Origin of the sequence: Flavobacterium sp. (assembly GCF_043722275.1) — a bacterium.
In the GTDB taxonomy this organism is placed as follows: Bacteria; Bacteroidota; Bacteroidia; order Flavobacteriales; family Flavobacteriaceae; genus Flavobacterium.
This window is the reverse complement of record NZ_JAYSPC010000132.1, coordinates 1-24888: the sequence shown is the minus strand read 5'-3', so window position 1 is coordinate 24888 and position 24888 is coordinate 1. Positions and strand designations below refer to the sequence as shown.

General features: G+C 34.6%; 14 protein-coding genes and 1 rRNA gene. 2 read left to right on the top strand and 13 right to left on the bottom strand.

Annotated elements, in window-relative coordinates:
• Nucleotides 1–2 precede the first annotated feature (2 nt).
• From ACHZDT_RS16245 to ACHZDT_RS16205, 9 genes are all read right to left on the bottom strand, one after another.
• Nucleotides 3–1487, bottom strand: coding sequence for an alpha-L-fucosidase (locus ACHZDT_RS16245; RefSeq protein WP_394775671.1), 1485 nt, complete (start codon nucleotides 1485–1487; stop codon nucleotides 3–5).
• Nucleotides 1488–1690: 203 nt separating this feature from the next.
• Complete coding sequence (locus tag ACHZDT_RS16240; RefSeq protein WP_394775670.1) at nucleotides 1691–4012, bottom strand: beta-N-acetylhexosaminidase; 2322 nt, start codon at nucleotides 4010–4012, stop codon at nucleotides 1691–1693.
• Nucleotides 4013–4018: 6 nt separating this feature from the next.
• Complete coding sequence (locus ACHZDT_RS16235) at nucleotides 4019–7159, bottom strand: glycoside hydrolase family 2 TIM barrel-domain containing protein (protein ID WP_394775669.1); 3141 nt, start codon at nucleotides 7157–7159, stop codon at nucleotides 4019–4021.
• Between the two features lie 448 nt (nucleotides 7160–7607).
• The gene (locus ACHZDT_RS16230) at nucleotides 7608–8633 is read right to left on the bottom strand and encodes an isoaspartyl peptidase/L-asparaginase family protein (protein WP_394775668.1); all 1026 of its coding nucleotides are present in this window, start codon (nucleotides 8631–8633) and stop codon (nucleotides 7608–7610) included.
• A gap of 93 nt (nucleotides 8634–8726) precedes the next feature.
• Nucleotides 8727–9806: a putative glycoside hydrolase gene (locus ACHZDT_RS16225; RefSeq protein WP_394775667.1), complete on the bottom strand. Its 1080-nt coding sequence runs from the start codon at nucleotides 9804–9806 to the stop codon at nucleotides 8727–8729.
• Between the two features lie 6 nt (nucleotides 9807–9812).
• Nucleotides 9813–10880: a carbohydrate-binding family 9-like protein gene (locus tag ACHZDT_RS16220; RefSeq protein ID WP_394775666.1), complete on the bottom strand. Its 1068-nt coding sequence runs from the start codon at nucleotides 10878–10880 to the stop codon at nucleotides 9813–9815.
• 7 nt (nucleotides 10881–10887) lie between these two features.
• Nucleotides 10888–11853, bottom strand: a complete 966-nt coding sequence (locus ACHZDT_RS16215) for a glycosidase (RefSeq protein ID WP_394775665.1) — start codon at nucleotides 11851–11853, stop codon at nucleotides 10888–10890.
• A gap of 359 nt (nucleotides 11854–12212) precedes the next feature.
• Nucleotides 12213–14090 carry a sodium:solute symporter family protein gene (locus ACHZDT_RS16210; RefSeq protein WP_394775664.1) on the bottom strand — a complete coding sequence of 626 codons (1878 nt, stop codon included), beginning with the start codon at nucleotides 14088–14090 and terminating at the stop codon, nucleotides 12213–12215.
• 48 nt (nucleotides 14091–14138) lie between these two features.
• On the bottom strand, nucleotides 14139–16379 hold the full coding sequence (locus ACHZDT_RS16205; RefSeq protein ID WP_394775663.1) for a GH92 family glycosyl hydrolase: 2241 nt from the start codon (nucleotides 16377–16379) through the stop codon (nucleotides 14139–14141).
• A 121-nt stretch (nucleotides 16380–16500) separates the two neighbouring features.
• Between ACHZDT_RS16205 and ACHZDT_RS16200 the strand changes: the two genes are divergently transcribed.
• Nucleotides 16501–17559 carry a sensor histidine kinase gene (locus tag ACHZDT_RS16200; protein WP_394775662.1) on the top strand — a complete coding sequence of 353 codons (1059 nt, stop codon included), beginning with the start codon at nucleotides 16501–16503 and terminating at the stop codon, nucleotides 17557–17559.
• A 67-nt stretch (nucleotides 17560–17626) separates the two neighbouring features.
• Entirely contained in the window at nucleotides 17627–18340 is a 714-nt protein-coding gene (locus ACHZDT_RS16195) for a LytR/AlgR family response regulator transcription factor (RefSeq protein ID WP_394775661.1), read from the top strand.
• Between the two features lie 410 nt (nucleotides 18341–18750).
• On the opposite strand, the gene nagB is transcribed toward ACHZDT_RS16195, so the two are convergent.
• The 4 genes from nagB to rrf form a co-directional block, all read right to left on the bottom strand.
• Nucleotides 18751–20664 (bottom strand): glucosamine-6-phosphate deaminase, encoded by a 1914-nt coding sequence (gene nagB, locus ACHZDT_RS16190; protein ID WP_394775660.1) that lies wholly within the window; start codon nucleotides 20662–20664, stop codon nucleotides 18751–18753.
• 138 nt (nucleotides 20665–20802) lie between these two features.
• The gene (locus ACHZDT_RS16185) at nucleotides 20803–22902 is read right to left on the bottom strand and encodes an alpha-L-fucosidase (protein ID WP_394775659.1); all 2100 of its coding nucleotides are present in this window, start codon (nucleotides 22900–22902) and stop codon (nucleotides 20803–20805) included.
• 236 nt (nucleotides 22903–23138) lie between these two features.
• Nucleotides 23139–23960, bottom strand: a complete 822-nt coding sequence (locus ACHZDT_RS16180) for a phospholipase A (protein WP_394775658.1) — start codon at nucleotides 23958–23960, stop codon at nucleotides 23139–23141.
• A gap of 838 nt (nucleotides 23961–24798) precedes the next feature.
• Nucleotides 24799–24888 (bottom strand): 5S ribosomal RNA (gene rrf / locus ACHZDT_RS16175); the annotation flags it as partial.

Below are 24888 nucleotides of genomic sequence, written 5' to 3'. Positions count from 1 at the left end.
CTCTATCTGTTAATCGTTTCAATTTTTAAAGTCCACGCTTCTTTACATGGCAAATTGTTTCTTAAATTTTCAGGAATTACCACTTTAAATCCTTCAGCTTCTTTTGTCCATTTCAATGAAGTTTTAGAACCTAACATCGTAATTTTTGTTCCTTTTTTAGGGTTGATTGATTTTACAACAACTTCTGCAGGGATTTTAGTTTCTCCTTCTTTGGCTAAATAAAACAAAAATACGTTTCCAGTTTTATTTTGTGTCATACAAATGTTATTTTCCTTAAAAGGTTCAATGGGTTTTGTATTATAAATTGCTGAACTGTTTACTTTCATCCAGTCACCGTACGCCGCCAATAAATCATAAGCGCCTTGTTGCCATTCACCTTCAGGACTTGGTGCGATATTCAATAATAAGTTTCCGCCTTTTGCCACAATATCAACAAGCATATGAATTCCTTCTCTGCCCGTCATGTATTTTGCGTCCGGAGTATACGACCATCCACCGCCAGAAGTAATACAAGATTCCCACGGATAAGGTAATGTTTTTGCAGGAACACGACCTTCAGGAGTTAAATAGTTTTGGTTTTTTCCGTGAACGGCTCTGTCAACTACAATTAATCCCGGTTGTTTTTGTCTTGCTTTTACAACCAATTCATCCATTTTAGGGTCCTGATCTACAACTCTGTGTTTGATGAAACCATTTTTTGCTTCGTTTTCAGCAAACTTTTCATCGTAGTTTTCTTTTAAGTTTTGTTGGTCTCTTTTTCTAACCCATCCGCCATCTAACCATAAAATATCAATTTTACCGTAATCAGATAATAATTCTAAAATTTGATTGTGTGTGAAATCAACATATTTCTGCCATTTTTCAGGATATAAAGCCGGATCATAATTTACGTTTCTGTCGAAAGCAGGAAAATAAGGATCCCAGTAATTCTCGTTATGCCAGTCAGGTTTAGAGAAATAAGCTCCTGTTGAAATATTTTCGGCTCTAAATGCATTAAAAATTTCTTTTGCAATATTCGCTTTTGGGTTTGTACTAAAAGCGCATTCTTTATCAGTTACTTTATAATCAGAATATTTAGTATCATACATATTAAAACCGTCATGGTGTTTTGTTGTAAAAACCATGTATTTCATACCCGCATTTTTAGCGGCTTTTGCCCATTTTGCCGGATCAAATTTTACGGGATTAAACCTCTTTTTCAGGCCTTCATATTCTTTTACATATTCATTATAATTCTCGGGATTGCTTCCTTTTTTACGTTCACACCATCCATAATCTTCCGGACAAATTGACCACGATTCTACGATTCCCCATTCGCTGTAAGTTCCCCAGTGCATTAATAATCCAAATTTTTTGCCTTGCCATTCGTCCAGGTTTTTCAGTACTAACGGATCTGTTTCCGGCACGTAACGCTCATCTTCATAAATTGCCTGCGAAAACATTTGAACTGAAAATAATATTGCTATTATGAATATTCCTCTTTTCATCTTTACTCTATTTTATGGTTTTTTGTTTTTGTTTTTTTGGTGTTTGGTATCATTTGTAATTCATGCTTTCTATGTTTCTCAACGGATTAAAATCCGTTGCTACAAAATGAATCATTCCTCCGGAATTTTATAAAGCGTTCCGGAGGAACAAACTATATTGTAGAGATGGATTTTAATCCATCATTGCAGTTTATCGACGCATTTTAATTCACTAAAATTTCATCTACAAAAAGCCATGAACTTTCTCCTTTCGGGCTTTTCTTTAAATTAGATGCAATTACTTTTACAAATCTCGCATTACATTTTACAAAATTCAGTTTGAAATCTTTCAATTCTGAATTCACATTCGCCGCATACGGACGTGATATTTTCCCGACTTCTCTATAGTTCATACCATCATTTGATACCAGAACTTTTATTTGTGTTGGAAAATTAACTCCCGCGCCCTGACTTTCTAATGTGCCAATAATAACTTCCTCAATACTTTCCTGTTTTTGCAAATCAAGTACGATTTCCATATCATTTACCAACCACGCCTGCCATTGTCCATCATGGAAATTTTTACTTCCCCGAATACTATTGACCATCCCAAAAGGTCCATCCCCTTTATAATTACTATTAAAAGGCGTTAAATACAGGACTTTACTTCCAACACCTTTATGAAATAGTATTGTATCAGTAAATGTTTTGCCAATAGGTTTATCATTTTGAAATAACGAAGCTTTTAAAATAGTAGTTCCAGTAAAAGCAATAGGCGTTGTATATTTTATAGCATTATGGTCCATATTTTTATCTCCTAAAACATAACGGATATCCGGATTTGGGAATTCATTTTTCAACGTTACATTCACTTCTTTTTTAGCAATATTAGCCGTTGAAGAAGCAGTTACCAAATACGCACTTTTTGCATAAGTGATGCCTAAATAATCGTAACGATCTAATAAAACCGGCAATCTTGTTGTAAAATCATTCCAGTCGCGTTTTTCTTTCGGACTCCATAAAACTTCCGCCAAAGCAGCAAGTCTAGGGAAAATCATATATTCTGATGCTTTTGGGTTCGTTAAATGTTCTGCCCATAAATTAGCCTGTCCGCCTAAAACGTGTTTTGCCTGCTCCGGTGTCATTGTAGGTACAACAGGATCAAATTTGTAAACATCACTTAACGGATTATAAGCATCAAAAGCCAATGGTTCTTCGTTTTGCGGACCTTGGTAAAAATTAAAATAACAAGGAGATTCCGGTGTCATAATTACATCATGACCTTGTTCTGCGGCGTCAGTTCCTCCTTTTGTTCCTCTCCAGCTCATTACGGTTGCTTCCGGAGCTAAACCGCCTTCCAGAATTTCATCCCAGCCAATTATTTTCTTCCCTTTTGAATTGATGTATTTCTCCATTCGTTTAACGAAATAACTTTGCAATTCATGGGAATTTTTTAAACCAAGATCTTTCATTCTTTTTTGACAATTCGGACATTTATCCCAATTGGTTTTTGTGGCTTCATCACCGCCAATATGAATGTATTTTGATGGAAAAACGGTGATAACTTCATCGATTACATTTTGTAAAAATTCAAAAGTCGTTTCTTTTCCTGCACAATAAATATCTGTAATTGGCCATAATCCGCCTGACGGAACGCCAATTCTCTGATTAAAACAAGCCAATTCAGGATATGATGCAATTGCTGAACTTACGTGCGCCGGCATTTCGATTTCAGGAATGATTTCAATGTTTTTACCCGCTGCATATTTTACAATTTCTTTTAATTCTTCCTGAGTTAAAAATCCTCCGTAAGTCCCTTTTTCATCAGGATTTGTGGTAAGTCTTGCATTCCAGGCTACATTTTCCTGATCGACTCTCCACGCACCAACTTCGGTTAATTTAGGATATTTCTTAATTTCCATTCTCCAGCCCTGATCGTCTACTAAATGCAAATGCAAAACGTTCATTTTAAGCATTGCAAGACGATCAATTGTTGCCAATACATAACTTTTATCAAAGAAATGACGTGATAAATCCAGCATTAATCCTCTCCATTGAAAACGAGGTTCATCAGTAATAACCACATTTGGAACCTGCCATTTTACGGTTGTAATTACAAATTTACTTTCGATAGCGCTTGGCAATAATTGTCTGATAGTTTCTAATCCGTAAATAAAACCTGCGTTTCCTTTTGCCGTAATTGTGATGCTCTTAGCGTTTATTTCTAATTTATAAGCTTCTTTATTCAGGGTTTGATCGACTTTAAACTGAATAAAATTACTTTGTGGCAATGTCCCGGAAACTTCAGGTCGAAATCCTGCAGATTTTTCGAATTTATCTGCTAAAGCGTTTGAGATTTCTTTTTGAAAATCTGTTACAGCAAAAAATTTCGTGTTTTTAGAAAATTCAAATATTCCGGGCTGAATCAACAATGTTGTTGGTTTTGGAATGATCTGAATGTCCTTTTCCGTATATATTTTTTGACTATATCCAGCATTTAAAACAGTTAGAAAAAATACGATAAGGAATGGTTTTAAAATCCTCATAATGAATTATTTTATTGATGGTGTTATTTTAAATTGATAAAGATAGGTTTTGCCTCTTAACAAATATTTCTCCATTGGCCAGGCTTGCCAGCTATCTATTCCGCCAACTCCCATTTGTTTTGAATCAATTTTTAAACTTGTTAAATCTCTCTCTTTCAGTTCAGCAGCGTGGCGTTGGTCCTTTTGCAATCCGTCGTCTAAATCTTCATTTAAAAAATGTAAAGCTGTGGTTGCCAGTAATTCATTTGATGTAACTGTTATTTTCAATTTATCATTTGACAATTCTAACCAGCGAACATCTGTTTTATTTCCCGTTTCCTGCGGACGGATGTATGGATAATATTGCTCTGAAACCGTTTGATTATAAAGTCCGACTTTTGCACTGTAATTTCTGTCGATGTAATTTTCGTGCGGTCCTCTTCCGTAATAACTAATTGAACTGAAATCTTTTGGCAAAATTATTTCCATTCCAAATCTTGGCAATACCGGAGTTTCTTTTGTTTTATCAATATTCAATTCTTCCTTTACGCTCAATTCTCCGTTACTGTTTATCTCGTAATTTAATTCTAAAGTCGAAGAAACCGATGTTAAATTATAGGTTGCTTTTACCAGAATTTTATTGTCTTTTGTTTCCGAATATGTCCAGTTTAAAAGTGTTGGATTTTCTGTCGCTTCTTTCCATGCTTTTAAGTTTATCTGAAGATTTGCTCCAAAATCATTATCGTTTGGCGCTCTCCAAAAATTGGGACGTAATTGATATCCGTCTTTTAAAACAGATTGATTATCGAATGAATATCCGCTGATAAATCCTGTTTTTTTATCGAAAGTCACAATTGCTTTATCGCTTTTAAATACCGTATTATTGGCATTTTTGGCTACATTTATTTTAGCCGAACCTTCTACTTTTATATCATTTTTCCAGGTTCCTTTGTATGCCAATTGATCTGTTGCAATTTCAAAACTGTTTGGTAAAAATGGTTCATCTTGTTTCAATTGATATGTGATATTTACAAAAGCTTCCTGAAATTTTTTATCGCCTAATTTAATTGGTAAAGTATACGTTTTTGACTGATTTGGATCTATTGTCAGATAATCGATAACGCCAGAATCTTGTTTGATTCCGTCTAAAATTACTGACCAATGCAAAGTCACATTACTTAAATCCTTAAACGAAAATTCATTGTAGACTTTAATCGTTGCCGTTTCCTGATTTTCCCATGAAGTCAGAATATTTTGCAATACATTTCGCATTTCAAAAGCATGCGGATTTGGTTTTCTTTCTCCCGTAAAAACGCCATTGTTTACAAAGTTATTATCGCTTTTTACGTCTTTTGGTCCAAAATCTCCGCCATACGCCAGAATTCGGGTTCCGTCTGGTTGTGTTTTATATACAGATTGATCGATCATATCCCAGATAAATCCTCCCTGAAAGTTGGGATATTTCCTGATTACGTCCCAATAATCTTTAAAATTTCCCATTGAATTTCCCATCGCATGCGCATATTCACATTGAATATATGGTCGTGACGGATTTGGGTTTGCCAGAATATATTCTTCCATTTTATTTGGCGAACTGTACATTGGGTCAATAATATCAGAATCCCATTCAAACTTCAGATCTTTTCCGTCCCAAGCGCCGGCTGTCGCTCTTTCGTACTGAATGGGTCTTGATTTATCGCGATTTTTAATCCATAAATAACCTCTGTAAAAGTTATAACCGTTTCCTGCTTCGTTCCCCATACTCCAGATAATGACCGATGTATGATTTTTATCCCGTTCAATCATACGTTGCATACGCTGAATATGCGCCAATTCCCAATCTGGTTTATTGCCCAGTGTTTTGGTAATATCATAACCCATTCCGTGGGATTCTATGTTTGCTTCATCAACAACATAAATTCCGTATTTATCACATAATTCATAAAAATATTCATCGTTAGGATAATGCGACATTCTTACCGCATTTATATTAAATTCTTTCATGATTTTAATATCCTGTTCCATTCTTTCTCGTGAAATTGTTTGTCCGGTTACGGGATCAACTTCATGACGGTTTACACCTTTTATATAAATCGCTTTTCCGTTTACTAAAAGTTGTCCGCCTTTGATTTCTACTTTTCTAAAACCTACATTTTGATGAATAACCTCTACAATAGTTCCTTTTTTATCTTTTAGAATAAAATCTATTTGATAGAGATTTGGAATTTCTGCGCTCCATTTCTTAGGATTATTTACTGCAAATTCAAAAGTCTGTTTTTCGCTTAAAGCGGAAATACCTTTCGACGTAATAATTTTATCGCCGGCCTTTAACTGAACGTCTAAAGTATAAGTATCTTTTTTATCTAAATCCGAAAATTCAGTTGAAATTTTTAAACTTCCATTTACATAAGAAGCGTCTAAATCCGGAATAATTTCGTAATCTTTTAAATGCGCTTTATTTCTGGCTACGAGATAAGAATCTCTCGTGATTCCGCTCATTCTCCACATATCCTGACATTCTAAATACGAACCGTCATTCCATTTCATGACTTGCAAAACGATAGTATTTTTACCAGTTTTCACATATTTATTAATGTTGAATTCAGATGGTAATTTTCCGTCTTCGCCATAACCTACATAAACGCCATTTACCCAAACCGTAAGATTTGATTTTGCAGTCCCAATATGTAGAAAAATGTCTTTTCCTTCCCAAGATTTATCAATGGTAATTTCTCTTCTGTAAACTCCAGTTGGATTATATTTTGTGGGTACAAACGGCGGATTTGGCGCCATTAAATAATCAAAATCATAAGTTGTATTTACGTAAACCGGATATCCGTAACCGTTTACATCCCAACTCGCAGGGATTCTGAAATTGTCCCAAGCGGTATCGTTAAAGTTAGTTTTCTCAAAATCTTTAGGGACTAAGCCTGGATTATCAACATATTTAAATTTCCAAGCGCCGTTAATATCCAGATAATTTTTGGATTGTCTCCATTCATTTTTTACCGCTAATGCTTCATTTTCAAAAACATAATACGAAGCGTGCATAGGTTCTCTATTCTCTTCGTTGATTTTCTCGTTTTGCCAATACGGAACTTTCTCCTGCGCCTGACCTGAAAATATCGAAGTGATGATTAATGATACTATGGATATTGTTTTTTTCATTCTTTGTTTTTTTATTCTCTGTGTGCTTATTAGGTCAATTTTTTACCAAAGTTTGTCATTTTGATTTCTATCATAAAACAAAATCTTTTTTAGGAGCTAATCCCGCTATCCGTTTCAATCTTTTGTGGCGAACCCCGCCACAAAAGGATTTCCACTTCTATCGGGGCTATGAAATCATTTCCATAAGAATGTTTACGTTTAGTTTGTCATTTCGACCAAAGGGAGAAATCACACGAGAAACTCCTTATAGAAACTCCTCAATCTTTGTCGATTTACGAATGTGATCCCTCGTTCCTCGGGATGACAATTTTGCGCTTAAAAATTATGCATAATTATTTTGTCATTTCGACCAAAGGGAGAAATCACATTAGAAACTCCGCATAGAAACCCGTAAATCTTTGTCGATTAACTAGTGTGATCCCTCGTTCCTCGGGATGACAAGATTGGGTTATTTATCCCACGACATTTTAAACTTCGCATCTTCCATTCTGTGTCCTTTTTCATCATCCGAAACGGCATAATTAAATCCGGATCTTAGGCTATAACCTGCGTATTCTCCGTTTTTATTTAATGCTATAAAACCAACTTGCAGGTATTCCATATCTTTGTGGTTTTTATGTTTATTGTAAATACGTTCTGTAATTTCTTTGCACGCATCATAAGGCGATTTTCCCTGACGCATTAATTCTACGACCATTGCGCTTCCTGCGGTTCTGATTACTGCTTCGCCTAATCCGGTTGCGGCAGCTGCGCCAACTTCATTATCCAGAAAAAGACCCGCGCCGATGATTGGGGAGTCACCGACGCGACCGTGCATTTTCCAGGCGGCTCCACTTGTCGTGCATCCACCGGAAAGATTGCCGTCTTGATCTAACATTAGCATGCTTATGGTATCGTGATTTTCTATATTAATTACGGGCTTATATTTTGAATCTTCGAGCCATTTTTTCCAGTCTTTTTCAGATTCGGCAGTCAAAAGATTTTCTTCTTTAAAACCTTCTGATAAAGCAAATTGCAAAGCGCCTTGTCCGGCTAACATCACGTGAGGTGTTTTTTGAAGTACTAATTTTGCAACCGAAATAGGATGCATAATTCCTTGTAAAAAACAAACCGAACCACAATTACTATTGTGATCCATAATGCAGGCATCTAAGGTTACTTTTCCCTCGCGATCCGGATATCCACCATAACCAACACTGCGAACATTCGGATCTGCTTCGGGAATTTTCATTCCGGCTTCGATGGCATCAAGTGCCGGTTTTCCAGCTTTTAATTGTTTCCAGCTTTCCTGATTTGCGGGTAAACCGTGATTCCATGTCGAAATGATAACAGGCTTTTTTTGTTTGTTTCCAATTCCTGATTCATTCACTTTTTCATCTTCTTTAGTGGCAGCAAATCCGCTATGCCCTAAAGCTGTGGTAATTGCAATTGCACCTAAAGTTGATTTCTTTATAAAATCTCTTCTATTTGACATGGTTTTGATATTTTACTTGAATATTTCGGATCATAAGTTAGGTTTTTACTGCGAATTCCTCAAAGAAATATTCATAACTATTTTTCGGTTTTTTTATTTTAAACTTGCTTTAGTTGCTGCGATGGTTTTTAAGTTGCTGTCAGACAAAGCATTTCCATCAAAAAACGAAACTCCAGTTGCGCCATTTTCTTTGGCAAGCAAAATCGCTTCTTTTAATTCTTTGTCAGATTTTAACCCGGGGATATAAATTCCGGTGTTGATTTTAGTTTTTTTATCTTCTAAATCAGCAACTCCTTGTTTTGTGGCGTAACCTACCCAGTCAATTTCTTCATCATAAAAACTATGGTAAATCATAGGATAAACTTCGTCAATATTCCATTTGTCCCAACGCTGGCGCACCATGTGATCTGCCATTTCAGGATAAGGAAATACTGCTGCGGTTAATTTTTTATTGTGTTTGTAGGCAATTTTATACGCATCATCAACTACTGCTTTTATGGCATTTAATCTGAAGTTTTTCCACTCCATATCAATTGATGTATTGTGGCTTGTTTTTGGATTTTTATGATGTATTTTTTCGAATGCCTTTACACATTCATCACAATAACAAAAATCAAACTGAGGTAATTCAACATCCTGAACTAAGTTGTATTTTGGCAATAAACTGATTGGTAAAAAAATATCCGGAAATCGAATATAATCTAAATGTACACTTTCAATGCCTTCAACTTCTGCCAATCCTTCTACTAATCCTAAAACGTGATCTCTGGACGCTTTTCTGGTTGGACATAACCATTGATAATAATCAACGTAAGGGCGATTGTCAAAGCAGGATTTTCCTTCTTTGCTTACCTGATACCAATCCGGATGCTGTAATGCAATTGAATCTCCGGGCCTGTTCATTGCCATAATCCAGGCATGGACTTTTAAGCCTTCTTTTGTGGCTAAAGGCACTAATCTTTTTAAGAGTTTTGGATCTGTTCCGGTATTGATTAATACTTCATCGATTCCGCCGTCTTTGTATTTTTTAAATTCTTTTGTAAAATCTGCGTCTGATTTTTTGGGATCTGCGGTTGTCCAGACTCCAAATTTAAAGGTGGTTTGTTCTTCTTTTTTGGCACAGGAAAAAATACTGAATGCCAATAAAATAAGTAATAGTTTTGGTAGTTTCATAGTGGTTTATTTTGCTATTATTTTGCCATCTTCCTTAATAATGTATGTTGTATTGGAGAAAGGACTTTTTACCGAAATATTATATCCCTGTGAATAATTTTCGAATATTGGCTTTAAAATTTTCCCGTCTACACTAATTGTTTCTTTGGTCAGACTGGCTAAAGCTTTCGCCCAGGTTTTGTTTTTTCCGAAGTATTCTTTTTCTGCGCGGTATAAATTATAAAGCTCCCATTTTACTTTTTCGTCTTGCGGAATTGTAAAATTGTCTTTTCCTTCTTTCGAAGAAAAATAAACATATCCCCATTTTTCCGGTTCATGCATATTGATCACGCCCATTGGCGACCAAACCCAATTGTACTCCGGCAGAAATTTTCCGTTAGGATTTTTCTTGCGTTCGTAACCTCCGTTTGTTATGGAATGCTGCCAGTTTACCCGTGAAAAATTGACTCTCCAAAATTTATCTGTAGGAACATTTTTATCAAAAAAGGATGTTTTATAAGATGCCCAGGGAATCGCCATTTCTAATACCCAACCCTCGTCAATATCATTTGGGTTGTTTAGCGTTCCTTTGATTTTTACCGCTGATTTCAGACCTGGAATATTCCAGTCATTTAAAACTACGTTGTCATTTTCTCTGTAAGGTTTTGACAAAAATAGATCCCACGCTGTATTTAAAGCATTAATTTCTAATTCATAATAGTTAAAAGTGTCGCTGTCGGGATCTATAAAAACTTCAAAATCGTTGTTGTAAAAGATAATGGTGTCACGTTGTTTTAAATTTGCCCAAACGTGTGGTTCATCAATTTTTGCGAGTATGTAAAAATTGGTTTCATCCCAGAGCATTTTTACTTTTGTTGCGTATTTTGGTTTTACATTATTTTCTATATCTTCAAAAAGATCTGTCCAATCTACTTTACTCCATGACGCATCAGATTCGTCTCCGTCAATTACAAGCGGAGTTGTTGTTTTTGATGCTACATAAGTTTTAGGTACAATTGTTTTTTTCGATTGTGAATGACTCATTATCGATATAAACCCTAAAGCGATTGTTAACCATTGAATTTTTAAACGCATGTTTTTGCTATAAACTGTTATCTTTTGTGAACTGAATTACTTCACTTAATTTTCCAAATGCTATTGCCACAACAGTATCTGCTGCGCCATAATATACGGCTAATTTATCTTGTTCAATATCGTGTAAAGCAGCACACGGGAAAACTACGTTTCCTACGTCACCTACTTGTTCGTAAATTTCTGCCGGTCCTAATAAGTAGGGTTGTGTTCTGTATTTTACCTGATCCGGTGCATCTGTATCTAAAATTGCTGCTCCCATTGCATATCTAAAACCGTTGCAGGTATTGATAACGCCGTGGTATAACATTAACCAGCCATCTTCGGTAAGGATTGGAATTGGTCCTGCTCCTACTTTGGTACATTGCCATGCACTTTGTTCAAACGGAGATGGTTTCATTACTAAACGGTGTTCTCCCCAGTATTTCATATCAGGACTATAACTGATCCAGATATCTCCAAAAGGCGTGTGTCCGTTATCACTTGGACGGCTTAACATGGCGTATTTTCCGTTTATTTTTTGTGGAAACAAAACTCCGTTTCTGTTGAAAGGCAAAAAGGCATTTTCGCACTGAAAAAATTCTTTAAAATCAAAAGTATATCCAATTCCAATTGTTGGACCGTTGTAACCGTTACACCACGTAATCCAGTAACGATCTTCGATAAAAACAACACGAGGATCGTATTTATAAGCCGATTCGATCATGTCTGTATTACCCGCTTGCATTACAATTGGTTCATGGTTAATGTCCCAATCGATTCCGTTTTTACTAAATCCGGCAAAAATATTCATTTGAACCGCTTTGTTATCACATCTGAAAACACCTGCAAATCCATCCTCAAAAGGAACAACTGCGCTGTTAAAAATACTGTTTGATGATGGGATTGCATATCTGTCAATAATAGGATTTTCAGAATATCTCCACATTACGTCAGTGCTGTTTTCAGGTTTGTCTTGCCAAGGAATTGTACTCATGATATTTTTGTTTTTATTATAATTTGTTTTTTTGTTTTTGTTTCTGTTTGTCATCCAGAGGAACGAAGGATCTCCGTAAGTTGCTCCTTTACTAAATTCTCCAATCTTTGTAGAGTTTCTCGCGGGGATCCTTCCTCCGTCAGGATGACAAAACTGTGTCGTCAATCTTTGTCGAGTTACGCGTGTGATTCCTCGTTCCTCGGAATGACAAACTTTGGCGTATTCTTCATTCTCTGCGCAATCTTGTCATCCTGACGGAGGAAGGATCGCATTAGAAATTCCACAATCTTCGTCGTCAATCTTTGTCCAGTTACGCGTGTGATTCCTCGTTCCTCGGAATGAACTGAACGTGTTAAGCTTTAATCTTCTATTTTTCTAACTTTATCCAACCATGTAAATTTCAAAATTGTTGTGGTCACTAAAAACACTAACAACGCCGTAATTGCTTTTGGATAATCTCTGATAATGAAAAATATCGGAAGCAAAATCATACTGGATTGCCACACAATCCCGATTGCGCAATTGAGCATATCTTTCCAGAAATCATTATTTTTTTCGAAACTTTGATCTTCAATTTTTAATGTTTTATAAACCGGATTCCACCAACCCCAAGGTCTTACGTTTTTGTAAAAAGATCTTAAAACGTCCATATCTGTGGGTTTGCTTAGAAAAGTTCCTAAAAGACAACCCAAAATAGAGAATCCAAATATTATTGGAAATAAATAAATGGCCTGAACTTGCGCTAAATCGTATAGAAATGATCCTTCGGATAAGCTTCCTTTGGCCTGACCTAAAGCAAATTGTAATGAAGCCACGATTAATCCGGCAAACATTCCCCAGAAATAACCCCAGCCATTAAATCGCCACCAAATCCATTTTAGAAAATTGGCTGCGACATAACCTCCGTACAAAGCACTTGTAATCCAAAGCGTTAATGAATTGATTGAATCGGCAAAAAATCCCATGAAAACTCCTAAACCTACAACCAAGAATGAAGAAATCTGGCTTACTTTTATATAATGTGCGTTTGTAGCAACAGGTTTGAAGTATTTTTTATAGATATCATTTACAATATATGCCGGTCCAGCATTTACAAAAGCGGAGAATCCAGACATGAAAGCTGCTAATAATCCTGCTAATAAAATTCCTTTTATCCCAACAGGAATGTATAGGTTAACGACTTTTGGCATTAATAATTCTAAATCAGCTCCGGTTAAACCTGTATTTGCATTTAACTCAGGCGCAAGATTTACCAAAGCAATTACTACGATTCCGGTAATTAATAAATATCTTGGAATAAATAAAATCAGGTTGGTAAAACCACTCATATACGCGGCTTCTTTTACTGATTTTGTCGAAAGAATTCGTTGTAAATCATAACTTGGCGTTGGTCCAGCAATACTGGCAAAGAATCCTTTGAATAATGTCATGCCTATAAAAGCACCAAACATTTTATAACCTTCTGAATCTATCAAATTATTGAAGGTTTGGAATTTATCACTCCATTGGGTTTCAAATTGCCATCCGAAGAAAATATTTTTCCATTCATCGGTTATTACCGAATTTATCTGAAGATCTGTGTAATTGATAAAAGCATATCCGGCAATTAAAACTCCGGCAATAATCATGATTAAATATTGTACAACTTCTGTAGCTACGACAGAAAACATTCCGCCTTTTACGGTATAAATTGTGGTTAAAAGTATAATAATCAAAGCGTAAGATCGTTCTGAAGTTAATATGATTAAATCTCCGTAATGAAGTGTTAAATCCCACGGAAGAATAATGGTTACAAATTTCCCGATTCCTTCAAAAAAGTAAGCGATGAAACCAATTGTTGAAATAATCGCAAAAACAGCGACAATAATATGAGATGCTTTTCCGGCTCTGTCACTTCCAAAACGGGTTAAAATCCACTCAGATCCTGTCATTACTTTTGATCTTCTGATCCAGACGGCAAGAAACATCATGACAAAAATCTGATTCCATATTGGCCAAAGCCACATAAACATGAAACTTTTTACTCCATATAAAAACAATACGCCAATCATCCAGGAAGTTCCTGAAACATCAAACATTCCTGATCCGTTGCTTAATCCTAAAAAATACCATTTGATTGTTTTTCCGCCAAGGAAATAATCATCTAATCCTTTTGATGCTTTTCTTGAAATCCAAATTCCTATTCCTACCGAGAGTAGAATATAAGCTACGATGATTGATACGTCAATGATATCCATTAATTTAATTTGTTTGTTGGTTAGTTACGTGGTTAATTATTTTGTTTCTTATTTTTTTAATCCCCAATTTTTATTCGGCTGAGCTCCCATTACAAAATGTAAAATTCCGCCTTGTACTATTTGTTGATGTGTGATGGCTGTTTTATCGAAAGCAACTCCGTTTAAGGTTGCTGACTGGATATAAAAGTTTTTATCTGAAACATTTTCTGCTTCGATTACAAAAGTTTTTCCTCCTTCAAGATTGATTGTTGCTTTTTCAAATATCGGACTTCCTATTTCATATTCTCCCGAAGCAGGATTCATTGGATATAATCCCATTGAACTGAAAACATACCATGCCGACATTTGTCCGCAATCTTCGTTTCCGCTTAATCCGTTTGGCGTTGTATTGTATTGCGTATCAAGAATATGATGTACCCAATATTGTGTTCTCCACGGTTGTCCCGCATGATTGAACATATAGGCAATGTGATGACTTGGCTCGTTTCCGTGTGCATATTGACCTATTAATCCTGAAATATCTGCCGAAACATTACTTCCTGTTATCTCTGAACTTTCGGTAAACAATTGCTCTAATCGTTTGGTGAAAATTTCATTGCTTCCGTGTAACGAAATAAAATCTTCTACATTTTGTGGTACAAACCAGCTGTGCTGCCAAGCGTTTCCCTCGGTATAATCTGTATGTTCTCTGTGATTAGAATGTTTTGCATCAAATGGTTCGTTCCATGATTTTCCATCTTCAGATTTCCCTCTCATGAATCCTGTTTTCGAATCAAATAAATAACGATAGGCTTTTGATCGGTTTAGAAAAAATTCATAATCTGCAGTTTTCCCTAATGCTTTTGCCATTTGCGCCACGCACCAATCGTCATAAGCATATTCTAAAGTTATGGTAACAGATTCATCTAATAAATTATAAGGAATGTAACCGTATTTTTTGTAGAAATTCAGTCCGCGTTCGTCCTGCATCATTGTGGTTTTCATGGCTTGGAATGCTTTTTCGGCATCAAAACCTTTTATCCCTTTTAGGTAAGCATCGACAATTACAGGAATCGAATGATATCCCGTCATTGTGTTGGTTTCATTGGCAGAAAGTGTCCAAACGGGTAATATTTTTTTAATGTCGTAATACGCTAACATTGAGTTCACAATGTCTGAAGTTTGTTTTGGAGCTAATAAAGTCAACAATGGATTTTCGGCTCTAAAAGTATCCCATAGTGATAAGGTCGAGTAAGCGGTATAATCTTTTGCGGTTGCAATTTGATCATCCTCTTGTCTAAACTGACCGTTTTTATCACTATAGGCTACAGGGGCAACTTGAGTGTGGAACAATGCGGTATAGAAAATTGTTTTTAATGAATCGATTGGGGTCTGAACTTCGATTTTGCTTAAAGCCGAATTCCATATTTTTGCAGTTTCTGATTTTGTTGTATTGAAATCATCTTTTTCGTCAAGATTCTCTTTTGCATTTGCAATACTTACAGATGATAAAGCGACTTTTACATCAAGTTCTTCGCTGTTTTTAGCATCAAAAAATAATTGTGCTGCTGAATTTTCTCCATCGGCTTTATTACCTGTAATTACTTGTTTATTAGCAATTAATACGGATTCTGAAATAGGTTTTGAAAATTTTGCGACAAAAAATACTTTCTGATTTTTTGCCCATCCTGTACTAAAACGATATCCGCTTATTGTATATTGATCTTCAATTGTGATTCCTGTTTTTAGTGCTTTATCCCAATTTATGGCAAAGCCAAGATCAATCACAACCGATTGTTTGTCGTTTTTAGAATAGGTATATTTATGAAATGCTGTACGTTGTGACGACGTTAATTCTACATTGATTTTAGGAGTCTCAAGAAAAACTTGGTAATAACCCGGTGTTGCTTTTTCGTTAACATGGCTGTATTTTGATTTATAAGTTAATTGATCGCGAGAAGTTGTTTTTGTTGTTAAGTCCAGTTTTTTATTGGTGGGCATAAATAAGATGTCTGCTAAATCACCAATTCCTGTTCCGCTAAGATGTAAATGACTGAAACCTGACACAATAGAATCTGAATAATGATATCCCGAACACCAATCCCAGTTTGAAATACCATTATCAGGACTTACCTGCAACATTCCAAACGGAACTGTTGCGCCGGGATAAGTATGTCCGTGTCCGCCTGTTCCAATAAATGGATCAACCTGGTTTGCAAAAATATTTTGCTGACTATTATTTTTGTATGTATTTATTTTACAACTTGCGATCAGAATCGCAAATAAAACCAGCAGCGTAAAATTCTTCATATTAAACAACCTTAATTTAACTTTAAATTTAAATAAATTTGACTTTTATTAAAACTAATTTAGACGGACGACGTATAAACTAAGATAAACATCATAAAAAGTCATAAAACACATCATTATTATGAATTTCAATTCCAGCAAACTTTATCGAATACCATTGCATTATCACATCCTTTTTTGGCTTACTTACTTTTTATTTAATACATTTCGCTGGGGAAGTTATTTTAATGATTACCTCTATTCATTCAAAACAAACTTATTGGGTTTCCCAATTCACATGACTTTATGTTATTTGAATATTTTGATTTTTATGCCGTATCTGGTGTATCGAAAAAAGTATCTTTTGTATGTTCTTGCAATTTTGTCGTCTCTGTTTATAATGGTATTTATTAAATTCAATCTTACCTATTTATTAATCACGCATGATGTCTGGCCAGAAGGACCTGAAACGATCGATAAACTAACGCTCAATTATACTATAGATATGATGATGGGCGAACTTTATGTGATTACTTTTGTAACGGCAATTAAGATTACGCTGGATTTTTTAAAAGAACAAAAAAGGGTTACAGATCTTGAAAAATCCCAGCTAGAAACTGAATTACTTTTCCTGAAATCTCAAATTTCTCCGCATTTTTTCTTTAATACACTGAACAATATTTATTCTTTATCTGTAGAAAAATCAGATAAAACTCCAAAAATCGTTCTTAAACTATCTGAGTTGATGCGTTATATGTTATATGACACAAAAAATAAAAAACAGACTTTAGAAAACGAGATACTTTGTATTCAGAATTACCTTGATTTAGAGCGAATTAGAAACGATCATCGCTTAGAAGTTAATATGTCAATTTCCGGCGATATTCATGATAAGGAAATTTCTCCTATTATATTATTGACTTTTATTGAAAACGCATTTAAGCACGGCGTAAACAAAAATACCGGAAATGTGACGATCGATATTAACTTTAAGGTAAAAGGCGATTATCTGCATTTTACGATTTCAAACCCAATGGCAGAAATTACGCATCATACAGATAATTTTAACAAGTCAAGTGGTATAGGGATTGAGAACGTTAAGAAAAGATTAGAATTAGGTTATAATAAAAATGACTATAAGCTTTCATTTAAGAATAAAAAGAATATTTTTGTCGTAAAGCTTGTGATTAAAGTAACATGAACAGCTTTTCTTCGTATATAGATTTACCTGCTAAATTATTTCGCTCAAATAACATAAGATTATAGAAATGAAAATAAATTGTTTGATTATAGATGATGAACCATTGGCTATTAATGTTATAAAAAATTATTTAGAGCCAATTGAAAATTTTGAGGTAATAAATACTTTCAGTAACCCAATTGAAGGTTTAAATTTTTTAAAAAATAATAAGGTTGATGTAATTTTTGTTGATATAAATATGCCTGTTCTTGACGGTATAAATTTTATAAAAAGCCTTGAAAACCCGCCTTTACTTATTATTACAAGTGCTTATAGTCAGTTTGCAATTGAAACTTATGAACTAGATGTTTTAGATTATCTGGTAAAACCTATCGAGTTTCCAAGGTTAATGAAAACGCTTAATAAGATTAGCAAAAGACTTGAAAATAAAAATAATATTCCTCACGAAAATACTCCTGAAAGCCCTTTTATTTTTGTGAAAATTGATAAGAAAAGAATGAAAAAGATTTTCTTTAATGAAATTCTGGTCATTGAAAGCTTAAAAGATTATTTGAAAATAAATACGCTAACAGGCAAATACATTATTCACAGCACATTATCTGACTTTACAGATTTATTACCCGAAAGAAATTTTTTAAGAATACACCGTTCTTACACTATCGCAATTGATAAAATTGATGCCGTTGAAGGAAATAGTATCGAAATTGAAGGATTGAGATATGTAATAGGAAGATCGTATATCGATCATGTGAAACAGAGAATTTTGAATTCTTCGATTTAGAACAAGAACATTTTTGAATAATAAAACCGATATCAAATTTTGAATTTTTGATATCGGTTTTTTTTAAGTCAGTTTGTCATTTCGAAGAATGAGAAATCACATCAAAGATTGGCGAATTATTTTGACGAGTTTCGTGTGTGATCCTTCCTGCGTCAGGATGACAAGATTGTGATGAAAAATAACATTGTGGAGCTACTTTGCGCCCTTCGACTTCGCTCAGGGTGACATTGAAATAAGGATAAACTTTGTGTGCTTTGAGAAATCTTTGCGCCTTTGCGGTTAAAATTTTTTTCGGTTAAACATAAAACAAAAAAAAATGCAGCCTAACCAGGGCTGCATTTTCAAAGTTGGTAACTAACCAAATAAACCACATGAAATAGTTTATTATATTTTAAAAAGATTTTTATTATCTAAAAATAATATCGTTTAAAAGCTTCAATAGCCGAATAATCTGCTAAACCTAAAGCGTGATATTTTTCTGCTGTTAATCTGTTTCTGTCTTCAACTCGTACCCAAAATTCACGGCTGTCATCTCCCTGAAACATTACTCCGTCTTTTTGAGATTGGTGGTAGAAAATGGCATGACGTTTTTTAAGAACCTGATCAGGGCTCATTGGAACCGCCATTTCAATTTGGTACGATTCCCATTCATGCCAAGCTCCTCTATATAACCAAACCCAGCAATCATCCATATAACTGTTGTGTTTTACTCTTTTTAAAGCTTCAAACAAGCTATCAAGACAAACTTTATGAGTTCCGTGTGGATCTGCTAAATCTCCGGCTGCATAAATTTGATGTGGTTTTATCCTTTCGATAATATCACACATAATTTGAATATCAGCTTCTCCAAGGTTATTTTTCTTAACTGTTCCAGTTTCATAAAATGGTAAATCTAAAAAGTTAACATTAGAATCCGGCACGCCCAAATATCTTGTAGCTGCAACAGATTCACTTCTTCTAATTAATCCTTTTAATTTTCTAACTTCTAATGAATCAATATCATTCGCTTTTTTACTCTTTAAAAAGTTAATAATATGTTCAGATTCCGTAGAATTAGTATTTAATGCTTTTGAAATTTCAGCAAATTTTAAAGCTTCTTCATTAGAAACTGCAATATTTCCTGACGTTTGATACGCAATATGAACATCATGACCTTGTTCAACAAGTCGGTCAAAAGTCCCTCCCATAGATATCACATCATCATCCGGATGCGGACTAAAAATGATAATTCTTTTTTTTTCCGGAGTTGCACGTTCTGGTCTGTAAGTATCATCTGCATTCGGTTTTCCGCCTGGCCATCCAGTAATGGTTTGCTGCATTTTATTAAACATTTTTATGTTCAAATCATATGCAGTTCCTTCCTCGGTCAAAAGACTTGACATTCCGTTATCGTTATAATCCTTATCTGTTAATTTAAGGAAAGGTTTTTTAGTCAATTCACTTAACCAGGCAACAGCTTTCAGTTTTAATTCTTCTGTCCAGATTACAGATTTAACCAACCAAGGCGTCTTAACTCGCGTTAATTCCGATGAAGCCTCTATATCTAAAACAAAAGTTGTGTTGTTGTGCTGTTGTAAATACGTTGCCGGAACTCGTGAAGAAATTTCGCCTTCGATAGTATTCTTTATGATTTCAGCTTTACTAATTCCCCATCCTAAAAGCACAATTCTTTTGGCATTTTTTACCGTACCAATTCCCATTGTAATCGCTTTTCTGGGTACATTATCAATTCCTAAAAATGATGATGCAGCATCAATACGTGTTAAATGATCAAGCGTAATACTTCTGGTAGCCGAATTAACGTGAGATCCCGGTTCATTAAAACCAATATGTCCCGTTCTTCCAATTCCTAAAAGCTGAAAATCCAATCCGCCGTAAGCTTTAATCTTCATTTCATAATCGATACAGTATTGTTGTAAATCTTCGTTGCTTATTTTTCCATCAGGAATATTAACATTTTGCGGATGAATATCGACATGATTAAATAAATGTTCATGCATAAAATGATAATAACTCTGAATATTATTTTTATCCATTGGATAATATTCATCTAAATTGAAGGTTACCACATTGGCAAAACTTAGACCTTCCTCTTTATGTAATCTAACAAGTTCTTCGTACACTTTTACTGGCGAAGATCCTGTTGCTAATCCTAAAACACATGGTTCGTTTAACTCTTCTTTTCTCTGAATTATATTGGCTATTTCCTGAGCTACGAGAACTGAAGCTTCCTGAGATGAATCAAAAATCACATTATGAATCTTCTCAAAACGGGTTTCTTCAAACTTTCCTGCTTCTTTAAAATTTATACTTTCTTTAATCATTTGTGTGTTGTTGTGATTATTTGATATAAAATTAAATATTACACAATGTTAATAATCAAAAATTCGACTAATAACCTGTAACCTTCGCTAGAAAACACAATTCGAAACTTTAAGAAAACAGAACCCAATTAAAAAGCATTATAGTGTTTCAATCACATTTATTTCTGCAATCGAAACCGTCGATCCTTTCCCTACTGCCGACTTTGCAATGAAACGAATATATCGTGCTTTATCGTTTTTAAATGTCTTTATCTGCTCGATAGGATTATTTTTTATATTCGAAAACTCACCTTGCGATTGCAATGTCCACGTTACATTATCCAGACTGGTGTAAAACTCATAATTTGAAATTAAATTGAGGTTATTTCCAACTTGCTGTGGTACATATGTAAAGCCATTTATATTCAAAATACTTCCCATATCGATTGTTATTTCCTGCGGAAGTTTATTCGTATCATTACCAAAACTCCAATCTGTATTTGGATTTCCGTCGATAATTCGGTCTACTGAGCTTAAATCTCCGCTGGAAGCTTTAACTATTTTCCAGTTTTCTTTAGACGCTCCGTATTTTGCGGTTTTGACGGCACTGCTAATGTTTTCGGCTGCATCAATAGCGACCGCTTTAATTTCAACCGCTTTATTGTATTGGAATACTCCTTTATATAAGGTGCTTTTTTGGGTTGGATTACTTCCGTCAACGGTATAATAAACAGGGTTTTCTTGTTCAGATTTGATCGTAACATTTCCACTTTTGTCCCGTTGAATTTCAGGCATATGAACAAAAGTTGGCGCATTAAAAGCCTGAATATTCGAAATGACTATACTTGCTTTAGAATCAGTAATATGTATTTTTAAAGCTGAAGCAATAACTCTTTCAATTCGTAAAATTCGTTTGTAACCAATAGTAGTTTCGTTCGCAACAGTTTTCCAATTTCCATCGATTTTAGCTTCTATATTAAATGCTTTAACACGTTGACCTAACTTTATGTATTCCTGAAGCAGAATACGATTTATTGATGTTGGTTTATCAAATTCAAAAACAATAGAAGCTGATTTCACGTTGTCATCAGTCGCCCAATAAGAATTTTTATTTTGATCTGTGACATTTTTAGCAACAAATTCATTGCTGTTTCCTCTAACATTATTAGCTGTAACTTTACTTTTAGCTAATAATTCAGTTTTAAAATCTTCCTTAATAGTTGAAACCAGTTCTTTTAATCTCGCTACATCATTTTCATGAATTAAACCTCTTTTATCTACAGGCAAATTCAATAATAAAGTAGCATTACGACCAATCGATTCATAATAAATATCAACCATTTCATCTAAAGAACGTACTTTATCATCTTCGACAGCATGATAAAACCATCCCGGTCTTATAGAAACATCAGCTTCTCCGGGAACCCATTTTTCTCCATCTTCATGACCTGACATAAACTCAGTATAATGAACCTTTCCCGCCAGTTCATCTTTTTGACGTAAAAGACTCCAATTTGTTTTTCCCGCGCGACCTTCTTCATTCCCAATCCACCTTGCTTCTGAAGGCCCAACGCCCCAAACCAATGTTTTAGGCGCTATTTTGTATATCAATTTATAGGTTTCATCCCAATTATAATATTCCAATGTGTTTATTTTTCTGGTTTCATTTGCGCCTCCGTAATATCCGTCACCTCCATTAGCACCGTCAAACCACATTTCGAAAACATCACCGTAATTAGTCAGTAATTCTTTTAGCTGATTTCTGAAATAAGTAATATATTCAGGTTTTCCATAATTAGCGTTATTTCTATCCCACGGTGAAAGGTATAATCCCAATTTCAGATTATATTCTTTACAAGCGGCGGCTAATTCTTTTATAAGATCACCTTTTCCGTTTTGCCAAGGAGAATTTTTAACCGAACGGTCTGTGTAAGCAGATGGCCATAAACAGAAACCATCATGGTGTTTGGCAACTAAAATAATTCCTTTCATACCAGATTCCTTCACCACTCTTGCCCATTGACGAACATCGAGATTTGTGGGATTAAAAAGTTCAGGAGATTCATCGCCATAACCCCATTCCTTATTTGTAAATGTATTTAAAGAAAAGTGTACAAAAGCATAGAATTCCATTTCCTGCCAGTCAATTTGTTTTTGTGTTGGCAAAGGACCAAATGGTTCTGGAGATTTCACCTTTTTTTGACCGCTAACAGATGCTATTATGCAAAAAACACATAATATTAGAAAAGCTTTTTTCATTGGGATGGAATTAATAGTACTTAAAGTAATAACACAATATTAAGCTAAAATATAATCTGACCTACAAAATTTCGACCAACAGCAATTTTAAAAGAGGTTTGGTAAGATAAAAAATTCTAATTCTTTCATTATAATCCGTTTAAGACGACTTAATATAATCATCTGATAACGCGATAAATAAAAAAACCACTCAATTGAGTGGCTTATAAGTTTAAGATAAAATCCTTTTAATGAGATTAAAAAATTCCCATATTTTCAGGTTTAATCGTAAATCCCAGACGTATCATACTTTTGTGTTCCTGATAATCAATCAAACTTTCGGTATATCCCACGAACCATTGCAGCGTGAGATAATAATTTTCACTTTTGTATGGTCTCCAGTTTACCTGTGTCTGCAAAGAACCGTAATTGATAAGACCACTCCCTTTCCTGAAAAGAATATCTGCACTCCATCGTCCAGGTTGAATTTGATAAGTTGCACTCGCTTCGCCATAGCCAACATATTTAGTAAGTCCCGGATTATCATCTTTATCAACAAGCGGAATCCACCCTCTTAACCCAACAATCCATCTTGGAGAAATTTGTGATTTTAATGAGAAAGCAAGCATATTCCATGTTCGGGAATAAATAGAATCTCTACCATTAGATTCATGTTCGAATGAGATTGATCCATAAGTTAACCTTCCGCCTTTCAAATAAAATGGACGAACAAGGGCAACGCCGGGATTAAAATTAATTTCTGCAAATGGCTTTGAACTTGCATAAATATCCCAAAAGGCTTTTTGGGTGTACATTAAATAAGGGAAAAAACCTCCCCACAAAGGCTTTGAGTTTAATCGTAACTTAAAACTTACCTGATATTTTACATCAGCAGTATTACGGGTTATATCCGTATTGATTGGTACTCCCGTTAAAAAGTAATTGTCTTTATGAACAGAAAAACTAGGTTCTTTCAACAATGAATCTGCCGCACGAAAATTTTTCTTCTCTTCTACAAGTTGTGAATTTGCAGTAATTGAAAACAAAATACAACAAATCAATAAATATTTTAAATACATTATTATGGTTTAAATTGACATTATTAAGCTTTGTACTAAAGTAAGCCATTTTAATCATAGCTATTAACTCAATAAAATAAGATTTTGCAATTCAATAAAATCTTGTCTTTTTTTTTTTGGACAAGAATAGCTTTAAAAACGGATGATTGTAAAGATTAAAATCAAGAAAGAAATCTAACTTCTTATAGTAAACAATTCAAAAATAGATTCCACGAAATGATTCAATGAGATATTTCCCAAAAACCATACAAGTTACCGGCAGGTTTCTGAGGCCATAGATTTGAAAATCTTTGATCGTACCAGCAAAATTAGAAATGAATCATATACCCAGCAGCTTTTACCTAACGATGATTCTATAACAAAGTTACTAGCCAGAATCAGGTATTTACTTTATAAGTATCACGAAAAACGGCCGAGAGCCAAAAACAAGAGCTCAAATACTATTTGACTTAGACCCTGATATTAAAACATCCTATAATCTAAATCATCAGCTTCGAGGAATTTATAATAACAACAATACTCATAGCTATCACCAAAATGGCGCATTGGTATAGAAATGTAGAGGATTCAGCATTAAAAACTTTAATATCCTGCTCAATACTTTAACTACTAACCAATATTAAACTATTTTGACCACAGAAGTACAAATGCTCAGGTGGAAATATCGCTGACAAGCTATAGATCAAGAAAATGAAGCTATGGAGAGAGCAAAGAAGTCAAATCTAAATTTTGAATTTAAAATACTTCCTAATGGCGATACGCTTGATCCCTAGAAAGCCATAACAAAAATTTTTAAACAAAAAAATCCTGTTTCAGTTAAGAAACAGGATTTTCAAAAGAAAGGCGACGACATACTCTCCCACATAACTGCAGTACCATCTGCGCAGGCGGGCTTAACTACTCTGTTCGGGATGGGAAGAGGTGAGCC

Coding starts and splice junctions, on each gene's coding strand:
- ACHZDT_RS16245 (WP_394775671.1), bottom strand. CDS start 1,487: ATGAAAAGAGGAATATTCATAATAGCAATATTATTTTCAGTTCAAATG.
- ACHZDT_RS16240 (WP_394775670.1), bottom strand. CDS start 4,012: ATGAGGATTTTAAAACCATTCCTTATCGTATTTTTTCTAACTGTTTTA.
- ACHZDT_RS16235 (WP_394775669.1), bottom strand. CDS start 7,159: ATGAAAAAAACAATATCCATAGTATCATTAATCATCACTTCGATATTT.
- ACHZDT_RS16230 (WP_394775668.1), bottom strand. CDS start 8,633: ATGTCAAATAGAAGAGATTTTATAAAGAAATCAACTTTAGGTGCAATT.
- ACHZDT_RS16225 (WP_394775667.1), bottom strand. CDS start 9,806: ATGAAACTACCAAAACTATTACTTATTTTATTGGCATTCAGTATTTTT.
- ACHZDT_RS16220 (WP_394775666.1), bottom strand. CDS start 10,880: ATGCGTTTAAAAATTCAATGGTTAACAATCGCTTTAGGGTTTATATCG.
- ACHZDT_RS16215 (WP_394775665.1), bottom strand. CDS start 11,853: ATGAGTACAATTCCTTGGCAAGACAAACCTGAAAACAGCACTGACGTA.
- ACHZDT_RS16210 (WP_394775664.1), bottom strand. CDS start 14,090: ATGGATATCATTGACGTATCAATCATCGTAGCTTATATTCTACTCTCG.
- ACHZDT_RS16205 (WP_394775663.1), bottom strand. CDS start 16,379: ATGAAGAATTTTACGCTGCTGGTTTTATTTGCGATTCTGATCGCAAGT.
- ACHZDT_RS16200 (WP_394775662.1), top strand. CDS start 16,501: ATGAATTTCAATTCCAGCAAACTTTATCGAATACCATTGCATTATCAC.
- ACHZDT_RS16195 (WP_394775661.1), top strand. CDS start 17,627: ATGAAAATAAATTGTTTGATTATAGATGATGAACCATTGGCTATTAAT.
- nagB (WP_394775660.1), bottom strand. CDS start 20,664: ATGATTAAAGAAAGTATAAATTTTAAAGAAGCAGGAAAGTTTGAAGAA.
- ACHZDT_RS16185 (WP_394775659.1), bottom strand. CDS start 22,902: ATGAAAAAAGCTTTTCTAATATTATGTGTTTTTTGCATAATAGCATCT.
- ACHZDT_RS16180 (WP_394775658.1), bottom strand. CDS start 23,960: ATGTATTTAAAATATTTATTGATTTGTTGTATTTTGTTTTCAATTACT.